Genomic DNA, 16149 nt, shown 5'->3' with positions numbered 1-16149 from the left:
GAATTAGGTTTTCCTCAGGCTATGAGCACAGCAGGCCTGGACCGCCGCAGCCGCCGTCGGCAGCAGACCATCGACGAGATCCTGGACGTCTCCATCGCGCTGATGGAGACCGAGGGCGTCGCGGCGCTGAGCCTGTCCGCGGTGGCCCGGCAACTCGGCATGCAGCCGCCGTCGCTCTACCAGTACTTCCCGTCCAAGCTGGCGATCTACGACGCCCTCTTCCGCCGCGGCGCGGAGGGGTTCCGGGACGCGCAGCGGGTGGCGACGGTCGATGCGGCTCCGGAGGATCAGCTGGAGCTGGCGATCACCGCGTTCAGCCGCTGGTGCATGGCGAACCAGGTGCTGAGCCAGTTGCTCTTCTGGCGCACGGTTCCCGGCTTCGAGCCCTCCGCCGAGGCCTTCGCGCCGGCCGTCGACGCCATCGACGATCTGAAGCTCTGTCTCCAGCAGGAGGTCGACGGCGGCCGGCTTCACCAGGACGCGACCAGCGACGAAGGCATCGCGCTCTTCACGGCGATAACCGCCGGCGTGCTGTCCCAGCAGCTGGCGAACGAACCACAGGCGGCCTTCGAGACCGGCCGCTTCACGCAGTTGATGCCGATCGTGATCGAGATGTTCTACCAGCGCTACAGGGGGAAGAAGAGATGACCACCACAGCCATACCCGCGCGGGAGATCGCCCGCGCCGACCGCGGCACCGCCCGGCGGCACCGCGATGCCGAACTGACGGCCTGGCACGACCTGATGACCACCATCGACGGTCCCGACTGGAAGCGGCCGACGGTCTGCACCGAGTGGGACGTCGCCGATGTCGTCGGCCACCTCTGCGGTCAGGCCGAGGACGTCAACAAGCCTTGGTTGTTCCCGCTCCGGGACCGCCGCGCCCGCCGCGTCTATCCACAGGTCGGCTTGCTGGACGCGCACATGCTGATCCAGGCCGACGACCACCGCGGTACGCCGGAAGCCGTCCTCCGCGAGCGCTTCGACAAGCTCTGGGGCCGGGCGACGAAGATCATCAGCCGCACCCCGGCCCCGATCCACCGGTTGCAGATCAAGGTGGAGGGCATGCCCGGCTTCGACAAGATCAGCCTCGGCTACGTCCAGCACATCCTGCTGGCCCGCGACCTGTGGATGCATCGCGACGACGTCTGCCGGGCACTCGGCCGCGAGTTCGACCCCGGCCCGTACGCCGGTGAGCTGATCGCGCAGGTGATGCTCGACCTCGTGGGCGGCACGTTCTGGCCCGGTACGCCGGTGGTGCTGACCCTCACCGGCCCAGGCGGCGGCACCTACCAACTCGGCGAGGGAGACCCGATCGCCGCCGTCAGCACCGACGCGATCGGCTACATGCGAACGGTGTCCGGGCGCGATGACCAGCCCACCGTCGTACTCGTCGACGGGGATCCGCTCGGCGCCGAGGCCGTCGCCGGCTGCCGGATGCCCTTCTGACACAGCATTATGGCGGGATGACTGAACTTGCTGCCGGTCTCACGGTCCGTCCACCGCAACTGTCCGACGCGGAAGCGATCCTGCGGCTCGCGGTGGAGTACTTCACCCGGGTGCTCGGCCGGCCGGTCGTCACGATGGCGGAGATCCAGGAGGCGCTGGGCGCGTCGACGTTCACTCCGGAGCAGGACGGCTGGCTGGTGCTGGACGGCGCGGGCGAGGTGGCCGGCTTCGGGTTCGTGCTGCTCAGCGGCGATCGCCGATTCGTCCAGTTGAGTGTGATCACGGCTGATCCGGCGATCGCCGGCTGGCTGCTCGCGACCGGCACCGAGCGAGCGCGAGCAGCCTCTGGCGAGAAGGGCAATCCTGAGGTGACCGTCCAGGTCGGCTTGTTCCGTGCGGACGAGGAGCTGCGTGACGTGGTCAGCGCCGCGGGCTTCGAGTTCGCAACCTCGTTCCTGCAGCTGCGGATCGATCACTCGGCGCCGCTGTCCCTGCCGGAACCACCGGCCGGCACGAAGGTGCACGTCGGCGCGTACGACGAATCCGCTCGGCGGGCAACCCATGAGGCGCTGACGGCCGCCTTCGAGGGGCAGGACAGCGCGGAGCTTCCGCCGTACGGCGAATGGCTGGAGTCGCACGAGCAGAGCCCGTTCTTCGACTGGTCGCAACTGACGCTGGTCGAGCGCGACGGTCAGGTCCTCGCGGCGAGCGATCGCAACGACAGCTTCGTCGAGACGGAGAACTGCGGGTACGTCGGCCGGCTGGGCGTCCGCGCCGAGGCTCGCGGTCTCGGGCTGGCGAAGTACCTGCTGCGGCACGCGTTCGCCACCGACGCAGCGGCTGGCCGGGTCGGCACCATCCTGCACGTCGACACGAGCAATCCGACCCCGGCTCTCGGCCTTTACGAGTCCGTCGGGATGCGCACGGTCGAGATCGCCGACAGCTGGGACCGGCGGCTGCCGACTCTCTAGAACGCAGGAAGCCCTGCCCGCGGACCGGAGTACGGCGGCGGGCAGGGCTTCACAAGCGACTCAGTAAGCGGGCTGCGACGGGTCGATCTGGTCGACCCAGGCCACCACGCCGCCACCGACGTGCACGGCGTTGGAGAAGCCGGCGGCCTTCGCGATCGCCAGCACCTCGGCGGAGCGGACGCCGGACTTGCAGTGGAAGACCAGCTGCTTGTCCTGCGGCAGCTTCTCCAGCGCGACCCCGGTCTGGAAGTCGGCCTTCGGGATCAGCACCGAGCCGGGGATCCGGTTGATCTCGTACTCGTTCGGCTCCCGGACGTCGATCAGCTGGAAGTCCTTCTCGCCGTTGTCCTTGAGCTTGATCCACTCGCTCAGCGTCTTCACCGAGATGGTCGAGCCGACGGCCGCGTCGGCCGCCTCCTCGGTGATCGCGCCGCAGAAGGCGTCGTAGTCGACCAGTTCGGTGACGGTCGGGTTCTCGCCGCAGATCGCGCAGTTCGGGTCCTTGCGGACCTTCAGCGCGCGCCAGTTCAGGTCGAGCGCCTCGTAGATGTTCAGCCGGCCCAGCGAGACGTCGCCGATCCCGGTCAGCAGCTTGATCGCCTCGGTCACCTGAGCGGCGCCGACCGACGCGCAGAGCACGCCCAGCACGCCGCCCTCGGCGCAGGACGGGACCATGCCCGGCGGCGGCGGCTCGGGGTACAGGCAGCGGTAGCAGGGACCGTGCTCGGCCCAGAAGACGCTGATCTGACCGTCGAAGCGGAAGATCGAGCCCCAGACGTAGGGCTTGCCCAGCAGCACCGCGGCGTCGTTGACCAGGTACCGGGTGGCGAAGTTGTCGGTGCCGTCGACGATCAGGTCGTACTGCTCGAAGATCTCGAACACGTTGTCGTTGTCGAGGCGGACCTCGTGCAGCACCACGTTGGTGTTCGGGTTGGTCTCGAGGATCGACTCCTTGGCCGACTGCGCCTTGGACTTGCCGACGTCGGACTGGCCGTGGATGATCTGGCGCTGCAGGTTGGACTCGTCGACGGTGTCGAACTCGACGATGCCGAGCGTGCCGACCCCGGCCGCGGCCAGGTAGAGCAGCGCCGGGCTGCCCAGACCGCCGGCGCCGATCACCAGCACCTTGGCGTTCTTCAGCCGCTTCTGGCCGGCCATCCCGACCTCGGGAATGATCAGGTGCCGGGAATAGCGGCGGACCTCGTCGATGGTCAGCTCGTCGGCCGGTTCGACCAGCGGTGGCAGCTGTGGCACGGAACACTCCTCGTCAGCGGGAAACTTCGCGGGACTGCAAGCTTTCAACCAACTGTCCCTCCCCCATGTTCCCGCACCACTCCAGGGCAGGCCCGCCGGGTCCGCATCGCGGACCTGCTGTCTCAAAACGAAGGACGGCGCCCACCTGGGAGGTGGCGGACGCCGTCCGGTCAGACCCCGAGGGTCAGTCGTTGTCGGTGATGGTCCCGGTGAGGGTGGCCGGCAGCTTGTAGTCGGTGCCGTCGCCTTCGGTCAGGTTGAGAGTGAAGGTCTCAGTCGGCTCCTTGACCTTGTCGTCGACCACGGTGACGTCGATCGAGCCCGTCGTCTCCCCCGCCTGGAGCTGGCCGTAGGTACCGCGGTCCGGCGGGTTGCTGGTGCCGTCGTCGTCCGGTGTCGCGTAGTCCTTGCGGATCACGGCGGTGCCGTCCTTCAGCTGGCCGCCGAGCCAGATGTACTTGTCGCTCGGTGCCGACAGCTTCAGCGGGAACTTCAGCGTCTTCGCGTTCTCGGCCGCGGTCGGGTTCCCGACGGTCAGGATCGGGGTCGGGTCGTCGTCGACCACCTCGCCGTTGCCGAACGACTTGCCGAGCAGCGCGTCGTGCGGCACCGACAGCACCAGGCTGAAGACGGTGTCGTAGCTGTCCCGGGTGTTCCCGGTGATCGGCACGCTGACCTTCTGCTTGGTCTGACCCGGCTTGAAGACCAGCTCCTTGAAGACCGAGCCGACCGTCAGGCTGTCGCTGGTGGACTCGGCGTACACCCGGACCGGTCGCGGGCTCGGCCGCGACAGCGTCACCCAGAAGTCGGCGATCTGGGTGCCCGAGTTGCCCTCCTTGAACTTGCCGACGTCGGTGGCCGACACCCGGGTCAGCTTCGACGGCGCCGACTTGCCCAGCCCCGGGGTCGAGAACGCCAGGTCACTGACGAACACCGCACCGGTCGCGGCCTTGTCGGTGACCAGCTCGATCGCCCGGACATCACGCAGGTTGATCCCCTTCAGCGAACTGGTCGGGATCCGGACCGTGCGCAACAGGTTCTTCGGCAGCCCCATGCCGGCAGCGCCGGGCATCCGCAGCAGCGCGTCGCTGACCGCCGACACCGGTACTGCGGCCGCGTGGCCCTTTCCGTCGATCACCCGGACGGTCAGGTCCGTCTTGGGCGCACCCGTCGGGTCGGGGGTCGCCCGGAACGTCAGTGCCGAGTACTTGCGGACGTCGCGCTGCAGCGCCCCCAGATTGATCCGTACTGCGCCCTGGCCGGTCCACGTGAGCTTCGTGACCGCCGTGGTCGGCGTGTGCGGGGCGAGGTACGACTCGATCCAGTGCGGCGAGTCGCCGCCGTCCGAGGTCAGGCAGGTCGCCGTCTTGGCAGCAGCCTTCGCCGCCTGGGTGTAACCGGCGCACACGGTCGCCTTCGCCTTGCCGGTGACCGCGCCGGCCGGCAGTGCCTGGTCCAGCCGGTTCACGTCCCGCCGAGTCGCTTCCGGCGCCTGCGAGACCACCCGTACTACGGCCTTGCCGGTCGAGGCCGGGTGCGCGTTCGACCCGTCGAGCAGCGGGAGCAGCTTGGTCTCGCCCCCGAGTTGCAGCCGGAAGAAGCCGGCCACGTACGCCGTACCGACGGCTTGCTGCTCCTTCGCCGTCAACCGGCCCGCGTACTTCGCGCCGCACGGGGCGGCCTGCTCGTTCTCGTCGTACCAGTCGTCGTTCGACGGCGCGACCGACTGGCCCGGAGTCCACTCGGTGTTGAAGAAGTTGTGGTTCGCGCCCAGCACCGTGACGGTCGAGCGGGGCGCGGCGTCACCGGTCACGGAGTACCGGGTGTCGTCGTAGAACTTCTGGCCCTGCAGGTCGGAGACGTCACCGTCGCAGTACGGCAGGATCACGCTCATCGCGACCCCCGGCACCGTCGCCCGGGCGAAGTCGGTCGGGGCGAGCGGCAGTACCGCGCGGATCCCGTACTGACCACCGCGATCGGCGTTCAGGACCGCGGCCCGGGCAACGCCCTCGCCGCCGCGGGAGTGGCCCATCAGGCCGACGTTCTGCAGGTCGACCTTGCCGACGAACTTGCTGCCGAACGGGCCGCCGCCGGTGGTGGACCACTTCTTCCACAGCGCCAGGTGGTCGAGGATCAGCTCGGCCCGGGCTTGCGCGCCCTGGTCGTAGACACCGCCGTCGAACGCGTTGACGGCGTTCGCGCTGATCGAGACGACCTGGTAGCCGTTGCTCGCGAGCGCGTTCGCTGCGCCGTCGTACCCCTTGTAGCTCGGAATCGGCTTCTCACCCTTGGCGCACGGCCACGGCACGGTCGGCTGCTCGGTGGCATCGCCGTAACAGACCGAGTGCCGGCCGTGCAGGAAGACGACCAACGGTCGCGCGCCAACCGCCGCGCGCGGCGAATAGACCTTGCCGACGACCTCTGACTTCTGGCCGAGACCGGGCAGGAAGACAGCTTGGTCGCCCAGGTTGTACTCCGCCGTGTCGACCGCGTATTTGCCCGCCGCGCCGGGATCGACCGCCAGCGGCGCGCCCAGCGGCGCCTTCAGCCATTCCTTGTCGGTGGTCGCGCCACCGACAAGGCTCTTGCCCTGCTTGCCCTTGCTCCGGCCCAGATCGCCCGACCAGACCAGCTGGACGTCTTTTGCCTTCAGCAACGACGGGTCGGGCGTCACCAGCGAGACGCTGCGCCGGTCCGGCGACTGCTTCGCCACCCCGACCGGTACGCCGTCCGCCGCGATCAGCGGCAGCGCGTCCCGCATCGGCGCCGGCTCGTCCAGCCGGAGTGTGACCCGGTAGCCGCCGGCCACCGGCTCGACCACCCATTTATTGCCCTGAGCAACTGATGGCTCGGGCGGCGCGGCCTGCGCCTGGCCCGTCGGGGTCAGCAGCGCTCCACCGAGCAGCGCGAGCGCCAGCCCCGCTCTTCCGAATACCCGCACAGCGGTCCTTTCGTCAGCAGACAGATCACCTGCCTGACTCCGGAGCCGGGCGGTTCGTTGTCCTGGGCGACGAAATGCTCGCAGGATCATCCCGTGGGATGACCTCGGCGCGCCGATTGCCTACTGAGGTCGGTACCGCGGGAGGGGGCGGAGCTGCTAGCGGATCAGTTGCCTGAAGCCACGTTCGACTTCCTGCGGGTGCTCCATCTGGGCGACGTGGCCCGACCTCGGCAGGTAGAGCAGCCGGGCGTCGGGGAACGCCTGCTGCGCCTTCAACCGGATCCGCGCGTCCACCAGCCGGTCGCGTCCGCCGTACACGAGCAGGACGGGACAACGGACCTTGGCCGCATCGGCCCACAAAGACCGTCGCGGCGGGGCGAACTGGGAGGAGAGGATGCTGCGGGCGCCTTCCAAAGTGGCCTGCGGTCCCCAGGTCTGGGTGTCGCGAGCGCGAAGCTCGGCCTCGTAGGCCTCGAGGACCTCCGGTGGCAGCAGCCGTGGCTCGCCGAAGATGACCGAGAGCGAGGCCTTCAGCCGCCGCTCGAACGGGATCCGCCGGGTCCGCTCCAGCACCGCCGGGCCGAGCCGTGGCGTGGAGACGGCGGTGAACCAGAGCGCGCTGGCGGAGATCCGGGGATGTGGCAGTGCCGGCGAGACCAGGGTCAGCGAGGCCACGTGGTCCGGTCGCCGCGCCGCGAGTGCGACCGCGGCCGCGCCGCCCATCGAGTTGCCGAACAGATGCACCGGCTCGTCGAACTCCCGGTCCATCAGCTCGCCGAGCAGGTCGGCCTGCTCGCTGATCCCGCCCATACCCGTCACCGGCGGGGTCTGGCCGAAGCCCGGCAGGTCGGGCGCGATCCCGCGCACGGTGTCGTTCAGCAGCAGACCGAGAGTCGTCCAGTTCAGCGAGGACCCGCCCAGACCGTGCACGTAGAGCGCGGGCGGGAGGCTCTTGTCCGCGCCCGGCACGTCTCTGACCAGCAAGTCCACCCCTGAGACCGGCACGGTGCGTGCAGGCCATTCCTGCGCTCCCTGCGACGCCCCAGCGCCGGTTACTGCCGCGTAACTCTCCATTAGTGCATGGTAGGACGCATGGCGGCCGGACCGAAGCAACTCACTACCGAGGTCGATGGGCAGCTGATGAAGCTCACCAACCTCGACAAGGTGCTGTACCCGGAGACGGGCTTCACGAAGGCCGAGGTGATCGACTACTACCTGCAGGTCGCGCCGCTGCTGCTCCCGCACCTGTCGGACCGGCCGCTGACCCGCAAACGCTGGCCGGACGGCACCTCGGCGTCGTACTTCTTCGAGAAGAACGCACCCCGCGGTACGCCGGACTGGGTCCGCACCGTGACGCTGCCGACCCCCGGCAGCTCGACCGGCCGGGACGAGGCGGACTTCGTGATCGCCGACGACATCCAGACCGTGGTCTGGCTCGCCAACCTGGCCGCGCTCGAGCTGCACGTCCCGCAGTGGCGGATCGGGCCGTCGGACCAGGGCAAGACGCCGATGGCCGACCTGATCGTCTTCGACCTCGACCCGGGCCCCGGTACGACGATCGTCGAGTGCTGCGACGTCGCGCTGGCCCTGCGCGAACTGCTGAACCACTTCGGTCTCGAGGGCTGGCCCAAGACCTCCGGCAACAAGGGCATGCACCTGTACGTGCCGATCGAGCCGGCCTCGTCCCGCGCCACCAGCGCCTTCGCCAAGCAACTCGCCGAGCAGCTCGCCGAGGCATTGCCGGAGAACGTCACGGCGAACATGACCAAGGCCCTGCGGCCGGGCAAGGTGTTCATCGACTGGAGCCAGAACGCCAGCGCGAAGACCACGCTGGCGCCGTACTCGCTGCGCGGCGCCGAGGAGCCGCGGGTCTCCACCCCGATCGACTGGGACGAGGTGGCCGGCGCCACCGAGGCGGCCGACCTGACCTTCCTGCCGGCCGACGTACTGGCCCGGATCGACGAATACGGCGACGTGCTCGACGGCCTGTACGACGACCCCCAGCCGTTGCCCGGGTAAGCATCACCGGGTGCCGAAGCTACTGGCGGGACACACCGCTGGGTAGGATTCGGATTCAAGTACCCGGGGGTTGCCGCTCCCGAGCCGCACCATCGAAGGAGCCCGACGTGTCGACGACACCGGAGACTGCGCCCAAGAGAGGCAGCCGCCTGCCGCGGCTGGCCCGCCGCGCGCAACTGCTCGAGGCGGCCCAGGAAGTCTTCGTCGCGAACGGCTACCACGCCGCCGCGATGGACGACATCGCCGACCGCGCCGGCGTCTCGAAGCCGGTGCTCTACCAGCACTTCCCCGGCAAGTTGGAGCTCTACCTGGCCCTGCTGGACACCTCCTGCGAGGCGATCGTCGCCTCGGTCCGGGACGCGCTGCGCTCGACCGAGGACAACAAGGAGCGGGTCGGCGCGACGATCCACGCCTTCTACGACTACGTCGCCAACGCCCAGGGCGCGTTCCGGCTGGTCTTCGAGTCCGACCTGACCAACGAGCCCGCCGTCCGCGAGCGGGTCGACCGGGTCACCCACGCCTGCGCCGAGGCCTGCTCCGAGGTGATCAGCACCGACGCCGGCCTGAGCAAGGAGCAGTCGATGGTGCTCGCGGTCAGCCTGGTCGGGATGGCCCAGGTGAGCGCACGGTACTGGCTGGCCTCGGACAACCCGACCCTGATGCAGCAGCAAGCCGCGGACCTGGTCGCCAACCTCGCCTGGCGCGGCATCCGCGGCTTCCCGCGCACCGAAGGCTGACCGCGCCCGAGCGGCCGGAGGCTGCCTGATGCCGATCACCGGGCTCATCGCGCTCGCGTTGGGTGTCGTCGTCGCGGCTGTGGCGGCTTACGTCGTCGCCGGTACTGCGACGCCCACCGACCCGCAGATGGTGTGGGAGGCACGGGTCGCCGTCGGCTTCGGCGCCCTGATCCTGGCCGGCCCGTTGTTCGTCGCCCAGCTCGTCTTCACCATCCTCGCCATGCCGCGCGGTGGGCCGATCTGGCTCTGGCTCTGGTTGTTCGCGGCACCCGCGCTCGGGGGCAGCTTGGTCGCGTCCGCAGTACGGGCTGTGCGCGGTCGCCGCTGACGCGCCGGGGTTCTGCTGTGGGCGGACGGGTGAGAACCCGGGGGCCGCAGCGGATAGGCTCGAATCGGGTACCGGCGAGAGCCGCCGGTCGGAACGTGCCCGGGAGGGTTTCGTGGAGGTCAAGATCGGCGTACAGCACGCCAATCGCGAGTTGGTGCTCGAGAGTGAGCAGAGCCCCGAAGAGGTCGAGAAGGCCGTCGCGGACGCACTCGCCGGCAAGTCCAATCTCCTGCAGTTGACGGACGAGAAGGGCCGCAAGGTGCTGATCCCGGCCGACCGGCTGGCGTACGTGGAGATCGGCGAGGTCTCGATCCGCAAGGTCGGTTTCGGCGCGATCTGATCTCGGTCCGGGCGGCGCACGTTTACGACTTCCGGACAGCGGTAACCAGTGCCGCATGGAAATCATTGGAGTGATCGTCGCAGGCATCATCATCGGCCTGCTGGGGAAGTTCGTCGCCCCGGGTAACCGGGACAACATCCCGCTCTGGCTCACCGTGGTGTGCGGTGTCGGAGGCGTTCTGATCGGCTACTACCTGGCCGCCGCTCTGGGCGTCGACGCCACGAAGGGGATCGACTGGATCCGCTGGATCATCAGCATCATCGTCGCGGCCGTTCTGGTCGTCGTCGCGGCCTCGGTCACCGGGAAGTCGAGAGCCCGGTAACAGCTCGAACTCGCACCGGCCGTCACCTTCGGGGGACGGCCGGTTCGGCATGTCCGGGCCTGTTCACTGCCACCCGGTGAACATCCGGTCACGGACGGCGAGTCGGACTCGTCCGGCCGGAGCGCCGGGAGGACGATGAAAGTACGCACTCCAAAGGAGGAACACCGTGGGTTACTGGGTCTGGATGATCATCGTCAGCCTCATCGCGGGAGTGATCTTCGGGCCGCTCGCGCGACTCGTACTTCCCGGCAAGCAGAACATCAGCCTCGGCTGGACCATCCTCGGCGGTGGTATCGGCGCCTTCATCGGCGGCCTGATCGCGCACTTCGCCGGCGTCAAGGACACCCCTGGGCCGGACTGGATCCAGTACGTGATCCAGATCGCCTGCGCCGCGGTCGTGGTGGCGATCATCTCGTCGCGGAACAGCGGCAGGGCACGAGCCTGATCGCAGTACCAGCGCAGCGGCCGCCACCCCAGTCGGGGCAGGCGGCCGCTCTGCGTTTCAGGCCTGCAGGCCGAGCGCCGTCATCCGGGCGGTGTGCGCCTCGGTCAGCCGGGTGAACATCCGGCCGATGGCGGCCAGGTCGAGACCGGGACGGTCGACGCTGCCGGCCAGCAGGGCGGCGAGCGGGTCACGGTCGGCGGCGATCCGCTGGGCCTGGCTGAGGGCCTCGCCCACCAGGCGGCGTCCCCACAGCGCGAGCCGGCCACCCAGCTTCGGGTCCTCCTCGATCGCGGCCCGGACCCGGTCCACCACGAACTCGGCCTGACCGGAGTCGGCGAACACCTCCAGCACCAGCGCCCGGGTCTCGGCGTCGACGTACGCCGCGACCTCGCGGTAGAAGTCGTTCGCCAGACCGTCGCCGACGTACGCCTTGACCAGGCCCTCCAGCCAGTCCGACGGGGCGGTGTGGTCGTGGAAGGCGTCCAGCGGCGTGACGAACGGCTGCATCGCCTCCATCGGGTCCACCCCGAGGGTGACCAGCCGGTCCCGCAGCTGCACGAAGTGGCCGAACTCGGTGGTCGCCAGCTGGGCCAGCTGGGCCTTGTCGTTCAGGGTCGGGGCGAGCTTGGCGTCCTCGGCGATCCGCTCGAACGCGGTCAGTTCGCCGTACGCCAGAACTCCCAGCAGATCCACCGCCGCGGCCCGGTAGGCGGGATCATCAAAGGCCGTCATCTCGGTCATGTTGCGCACACTATCTGTCCGGCAGCGCGCGGGGTGCAAAACCAGCGAAGCGGCCGTGGCGGGTATTCCGGCTACACTGGACCGTGTTTCGCCGGTGACGCGCCCAGATGGGCAGCTGGTGCGAGCCGCTTGCACAGTGTCCCGCGCCGTGAAAAGTAGGGCATTCCACGCCCACCCGGCCACCTGATGCAACGTCCGTACAAGCATGTGAGAGGCGATTAGCCTGACCACCTTCCGAGAGCTCGGCGTCCTGCCCGAGATCTGCGACGCACTCGATCGCGTCAACATCAAAGAGCCGTTCCCGATCCAGGAGATGACGCTCCCCGTCGCGCTGCTGGGCACCGACCTGATCGGTCAGGCCCGCACCGGTACCGGCAAGACCCTCGGCTTCGGCATCCCGCTGCTGCAGCGCACCATCTCCCCCGGTGAAGCCGACTACGAGCAGCTGGCCGCGCCCGGCAAGCCGCAGGCGCTGGTCGTCACCCCGACCCGTGAGCTGACCATCCAGGTCGCGAAGGACCTGGTGACCGCGTCGACCGTGCGCACGGTCCGGATCCTCACCATCTACGGCGGCGTCGCCTACGACCCGCAGCTCGACGCGCTGAAGGCCGGTGTCGACGTGGTCGTCGGCACCCCGGGCCGGCTGCTCGACCTGGCCAACCGCGGCGTGCTCGACCTGAGCCACATCAAGGTGCTCGTCCTTGACGAGGCCGACGAGATGCTGGACCTGGGCTTCCTGCCCGACGTCGAGCGGATCCTGCGCAAGACCCCCGAGCTGCGCCAGACGATGTTGTTCTCGGCAACCATGCCGTCGGCCGTGATCGGCCTGGCCCGCACCCACATGCGGCACCCGCTGAACATCCGGGCCGAGTCGCACGACGACTCGCAGATGGTGCCGACCACGGCGCAGTTCGTCTACCGGGCGCACGATCTGGACAAGCCCGAGGTGGTGGCCCGGATCCTGCAGGCCGACGACCGCGGCCGGGTGATGATTTTCTGCCGGACCAAGCGCGAGGCGTCCCGGCTCACCGACGACCTGATCGACCGCGGCTTCAAGGCCGCCGCGATCCACGGTGACCTCAACCAGCAGGCCCGCGAGCGGGCGCTGGACCGGTTCCGCGGCGACAAGGTCGACGTACTGATCTGTACCGACGTCGCCGCCCGGGGTATCGATGTCGAGGGCGTCACGCACGTCATCAACAACACCTGCCCCGAGGACGAGAAGGCCTACGTCCACCGGATCGGCCGGACCGGCCGGGCCGGCGCGAGCGGCATCGCCGTCACCTTCGTCGACTGGGCGGACCTGGTCCGCTGGAAGACGATCAACAAGGCGCTCGACCTGCCGTACGACGAGCCGCAGGAGATCTACTCCACGTCGCCCGAGCTGTACCACGACCTCGGCATCCCGACCGAGGCCAAGGGCCGGATCAAGCCGCCGCGTGAGCCTGCCGAGCGGCAGGAGCGGACCGAGCGTCCGTCGCGCGACAAGTCGTCGGGCCGTCGTGGTGAGCAGGACCGCAACCGGGCCCCGCGCACCCACGACGAGCCGAAGCGGACCGAAGGCGAAGGCAGCACCAGCGACCGTCCGGCCCGCAAGCGGCCGAACCGCAACCGTCGCCGGTTGCGCGCGGGGCAGCCGCTCGAGGGTGGCGAGGCGACCGAGCAGAAGTCGGGTCAGCAGGAGCACAAGTCCGATGCTGATGTGACGGCGAAGACCGTAGTACCGGCGAGCACCGAGTCGGCTCCGGCCGGCGAGGGCACGTCGGAGCGCAAGCCACGCTCGCGGAACCGCCGTCGTCGCGGTGCCGATGCAGCTGCCGCGCAGACCGCTGAGGTCAGTGCGTCCGAGGCTCCGGTCGCGGGCGAGGCGGCTGTGGTTGCGGCGGCTTCGGTTTCGGCATCGGCTGCGGTGGAGGCTCCGGCGCAGGCCGCGGCTGACACCGAGGCGCCGGCGAAGCGGACACGTAGTCGGCGTCGCGCGACCGAGGGCTCTGCCCAAGCGAGTGCGACTGAGGCTCCGGCTCGTGCGGCGAGCGCGGCTGAGACTCCGGCTCCCAAGGCGAGCGAGGTTGCGGCCGAGGCTCTGGCCGCGGCCAAGGCCGAGACAGCGTCGAGCGCTGGTGCGGTTGACGCAGGCGAGGCACCGGCCAAGCGGACGCGTAGTCGGCGTCGTGCGGTGGAAGGCACGACCGAGGCGGCAGCTCCGGTTGAGAAGGCTGTGGTCAAGCAGGCTTCGCCTGAGGCGGCTGTAGCTGAGGCTGTTGCCGAAGAGGCGCCGGTGAAGAAGGCTCCTGCTCGGAAGCGGGCTGCCAAGAAGACGGCCGGCAAGCCGGCTGACGACTTGGTGGCAGTGGCCGAGGCGCCGGCGGCCGTAGTACCGGTCGAGGCTGCGGAGGCCGAGCGGCCGGTGGCCAAGAAGAAGGCGGCGGCCAAGAAGACCGCCGCGAAGAAGACCGCCGTCAAGAAGGTGGCGGCCGACAAGCCTGCTGCCGACGTGAACGGCGCCGACGTCAAGGGTGCCGAGCCGGCCCCGAAGAAGACGACGGCCAAGAAGGCAGTGAAGAAGGCTCCGGTGAAGAAGAGCGCGGCGGGTGTCGTCGTGCCGACCTTCACCTCGCCGGAGTAACGATCGGTAACCGGCGCGTCACTGTCGGAGGCGAGACCAGTTCGTCGCCTCCCCGTGCCTGAACAGTGACCGCCGGACCGCAACGCCCGCCCTCCCCCGGCCCGTCCTAGCTGCGACGGGGACCATCGTGGGAGGAAGGGTGTGGCGATGACGAGGATGCGCCTATCGGCCGCGGTTGCAGGAGTTTTCCTGACCGCGGCCGTACTGCTGTCCGGTTGCGGCGCGAGCGGCGACAGCAAGAGCACGGCCGGCGACGCCGCCGCGGCGCCCGAGCAGGGCAGCGAGAACGCGGGGCCGCAGAGCAGCACCGGTTCGGCGGGCAAGACCGGTTCGGAAGGCACTACCGGTTCGGCAGGCAAGACCGGGTCGGACGGCAAGGCGGCGCCGGCGACCCAGCCGTCGATCGCCCGGGCCATCATCAAGACCGGCTCGCTCAGCGTCGAGGTCGACGGCGAGAACGTCAGCGGCCAGCGGCAGAAGGCGATCGGCGTGGTCACCAGCCTGCAGGGTCAGGTCGCGTCCGAGGACACCACCAGCAACACCGACGGCCGGATCACCCAGGCCGACCTGGTGCTCAAGGTGCCGACCGCGGCGTACGAGGACGCGATCGAGAAGCTCTCGGCGCTCGGCAAGCGCACCTCGATCCACCAGGAGTCCAGCGACGTGACCGAGCAGGTGGTCGACGTCGGCAGCCGGATCAACTCGCAGAAGGCCAGCCTGGAGCGGATGCGCGCGCTGATGGCGAAGGCGAACTCGATCGGCGAGATCGTCTCGGTGGAGAGCGAGCTGACCCGGCGCGAGGCCGACCTCGAGGCGCTGCTGGCGAAGCAGAAGAACCTTTCCCTGCAGACCGAACTGGCGACGCTGCGGCTGACCCTGGCGGAGAAGGGCAAGGTCGTCGAGGTGGAGAAGCAGACCGACGACAAGGGCTTCCTGGCCGGTCTGCGCGGCGGCTGGGACGCCTTCAGCAAGACCTTCTCGGCGCTGGCCACCGCGTTCGGCGCGCTGCTGCCGTTCCTGATCGCGCTGGCCCTGATCGGCTACCCGCTCTGGCGCTTCCGCGCTCGCCTGCGCCGCAACGCGCCGCAGGTGGTGGCTCCCGCCGGGATGCCGGCCGGCGCCCCGCCGTACCCGCAGCATCCGGACAGCAAGAGCTGAGGCTCAGAGCAGCGACGTCGCCACGGCTCGGTAGGCCTTCGCGCCTGCCGAGCGGGGCGAGGTGGTGAGGATCGTCTGCCCGATCGCGGGCGCCTCGGCGAACCGGATGGACTTCGGGATCGCCGGGGCCAGCACGGTGAGCGCGTAGGTCTCGGCGATCGTGTCCAGCACCGCTCGCGCGTGGGTCGTGCGGCCGTCGTACAGGGTCGGCAGCACTCCCAGTACGGCGAGGCCCGGGTTGGTCAGCCGCTGCACGTCGTGGATCGTGTCCAGCAACTGGCCGACCCCGCGATGCGCGAGAGTCTCGCACTGCAAGGGAATCAGCACATCGGTCGCCGCCGAGAGGCCGTTCACGGTCAGCAGTCCGAGGGTCGGCGGGCAGTCGATCAGGATCCAGTCGTACGCCGCCTCGACCGGGCGCAGCGCAGTACGGACCAGGTGCTGGGGGTTGCTCTCGGCGGCCAGCCGTACTTCGGCCGTGGCCAGCTCGATGGTGGCCGGCAACAGGTCGGGACCTTCGTCGGACGGCACGATCACGTCCCGCGCCTTCACCCCGCCGAGCAGGACGTGATGGATCGACTTGTCCAGGTCCTCGGGGTCGAGGCCGACCGAGAACGTCAAGCAGGCTTGGGGGTCCAGATCGACCAGCAGCACGCGCTGCCCGAGCTCGGCCAGCGCGGCGCCGAGTGAGGCCACCGTGGTCGTCTTGGCCACGCCACCCTTCTGGTTGGCGACTGCAAGGGTCCGGGGCACCCGGCCATTGTGCCGCACCGCGGAACGGCGGCCCGTACCCGATCCCCGGACCCGATACCGTGGACG

16 protein-coding genes are annotated in these 16149 nt (G+C 69.5%); 11 read left to right on the top strand and 5 right to left on the bottom strand.

The annotated features are described in order from the left end of the window. Positions 1–21: 21 nt before the first annotated feature. Genes AB0P21_RS22850 through AB0P21_RS22840 form a run of 3 tightly spaced genes read left to right on the top strand, consistent with a single transcriptional unit; the run spans position 22 to position 2419 of the window. Complete coding sequence (locus tag AB0P21_RS22850) at positions 22–648, top strand: TetR/AcrR family transcriptional regulator (RefSeq protein ID WP_363699153.1); 627 nt, start codon at positions 22–24, stop codon at positions 646–648. Further along, complete coding sequence (locus AB0P21_RS22845) at positions 645–1448, top strand: maleylpyruvate isomerase family mycothiol-dependent enzyme (RefSeq protein ID WP_363699152.1); 804 nt, start codon at positions 645–647, stop codon at positions 1446–1448. Before AB0P21_RS22850 ends, AB0P21_RS22845 begins: the two co-directional genes overlap by 4 nt. Positions 1449–1465: 17 nt before the next feature. Beyond that, positions 1466–2419 (top strand): GNAT family N-acetyltransferase, encoded by a 954-nt coding sequence (locus AB0P21_RS22840; protein ID WP_363699151.1) that lies wholly within the window; start codon positions 1466–1468, stop codon positions 2417–2419. 60 nt (positions 2420–2479) lie between these two features. Here the strand turns inward: AB0P21_RS22840 and moeZ are convergent, their stop codons facing one another. From moeZ to AB0P21_RS22825, 3 genes are all read right to left on the bottom strand, one after another. Beyond that, on the bottom strand, positions 2480–3655 hold the full coding sequence (gene moeZ, locus AB0P21_RS22835; RefSeq protein ID WP_363699483.1) for an adenylyltransferase/sulfurtransferase MoeZ: 1176 nt from the start codon (positions 3653–3655) through the stop codon (positions 2480–2482). Between the two features lie 202 nt (positions 3656–3857). Then, a complete protein-coding gene (locus AB0P21_RS22830; protein ID WP_363699150.1) occupies positions 3858–6614 on the bottom strand; it encodes a Calx-beta domain-containing protein in 2757 nt (918 codons plus the stop codon). A gap of 156 nt (positions 6615–6770) precedes the next feature. Further along, the gene (locus AB0P21_RS22825; RefSeq protein ID WP_363699149.1) at positions 6771–7688 is read right to left on the bottom strand and encodes an alpha/beta hydrolase; all 918 of its coding nucleotides are present in this window, start codon (positions 7686–7688) and stop codon (positions 6771–6773) included. Positions 7689–7706: 18 nt separating this feature from the next. Here AB0P21_RS22825 and ligD point away from each other — a divergent pair, with 18 nt between their 5' ends. The 6 genes from ligD to AB0P21_RS22795 all read left to right on the top strand — a co-directional run bounded on the left by ligD (position 7707) and on the right by AB0P21_RS22795 (position 10805). Further along, on the top strand, positions 7707–8633 hold the full coding sequence (ligD, locus tag AB0P21_RS22820) for a non-homologous end-joining DNA ligase (protein WP_363699148.1): 927 nt from the start codon (positions 7707–7709) through the stop codon (positions 8631–8633). Positions 8634–8740: 107 nt separating this feature from the next. Continuing rightward, positions 8741–9370: a TetR/AcrR family transcriptional regulator gene (locus AB0P21_RS22815; RefSeq protein WP_363699147.1), complete on the top strand. Its 630-nt coding sequence runs from the start codon at positions 8741–8743 to the stop codon at positions 9368–9370. A 28-nt stretch (positions 9371–9398) separates the two neighbouring features. Next, positions 9399–9698 (top strand): hypothetical protein, encoded by a 300-nt coding sequence (locus tag AB0P21_RS22810; RefSeq protein ID WP_363699146.1) that lies wholly within the window; start codon positions 9399–9401, stop codon positions 9696–9698. Between the two features lie 112 nt (positions 9699–9810). Further along, complete coding sequence (locus AB0P21_RS22805; protein WP_363699145.1) at positions 9811–10038, top strand: DUF3107 domain-containing protein; 228 nt, start codon at positions 9811–9813, stop codon at positions 10036–10038. A 55-nt stretch (positions 10039–10093) separates the two neighbouring features. Further along, positions 10094–10360, top strand: coding sequence for a GlsB/YeaQ/YmgE family stress response membrane protein (locus tag AB0P21_RS22800; protein WP_363699144.1), 267 nt, complete (start codon positions 10094–10096; stop codon positions 10358–10360). A gap of 166 nt (positions 10361–10526) precedes the next feature. Continuing rightward, the gene (locus AB0P21_RS22795) at positions 10527–10805 is read left to right on the top strand and encodes a GlsB/YeaQ/YmgE family stress response membrane protein (protein WP_363699143.1); all 279 of its coding nucleotides are present in this window, start codon (positions 10527–10529) and stop codon (positions 10803–10805) included. Positions 10806–10862: 57 nt separating this feature from the next. Here AB0P21_RS22795 and AB0P21_RS22790 read toward each other — a convergent pair whose 3' ends face one another. Beyond that, positions 10863–11537 (bottom strand): ferritin-like fold-containing protein, encoded by a 675-nt coding sequence (locus AB0P21_RS22790; protein WP_270139021.1) that lies wholly within the window; start codon positions 11535–11537, stop codon positions 10863–10865. Positions 11538–11859: 322 nt separating this feature from the next. Here AB0P21_RS22790 and AB0P21_RS22785 point away from each other — a divergent pair, with 322 nt between their 5' ends. Beyond that, positions 11860–14172, top strand: a complete 2313-nt coding sequence (locus tag AB0P21_RS22785; RefSeq protein ID WP_363699142.1) for a DEAD/DEAH box helicase — start codon at positions 11860–11862, stop codon at positions 14170–14172. Between the two features lie 147 nt (positions 14173–14319). Beyond that, positions 14320–15330 carry a DUF4349 domain-containing protein gene (locus AB0P21_RS22780; RefSeq protein WP_363699141.1) on the top strand — a complete coding sequence of 337 codons (1011 nt, stop codon included), beginning with the start codon at positions 14320–14322 and terminating at the stop codon, positions 15328–15330. A gap of 3 nt (positions 15331–15333) precedes the next feature. Here AB0P21_RS22780 and AB0P21_RS22775 read toward each other — a convergent pair whose 3' ends face one another. Next, positions 15334–16083, bottom strand: coding sequence for an AAA family ATPase (locus tag AB0P21_RS22775; RefSeq protein WP_363699140.1), 750 nt, complete (start codon positions 16081–16083; stop codon positions 15334–15336). Between the last annotated feature and the right edge of the window lie 66 nt (positions 16084–16149).

The organism is Kribbella sp. NPDC056861 (assembly GCF_040687575.1).
GTDB lineage: Bacteria > Actinomycetota > Actinomycetes > Propionibacteriales > Kribbellaceae > Kribbella.
This window is presented reverse-complemented; position numbering and strand designations above follow the sequence as displayed.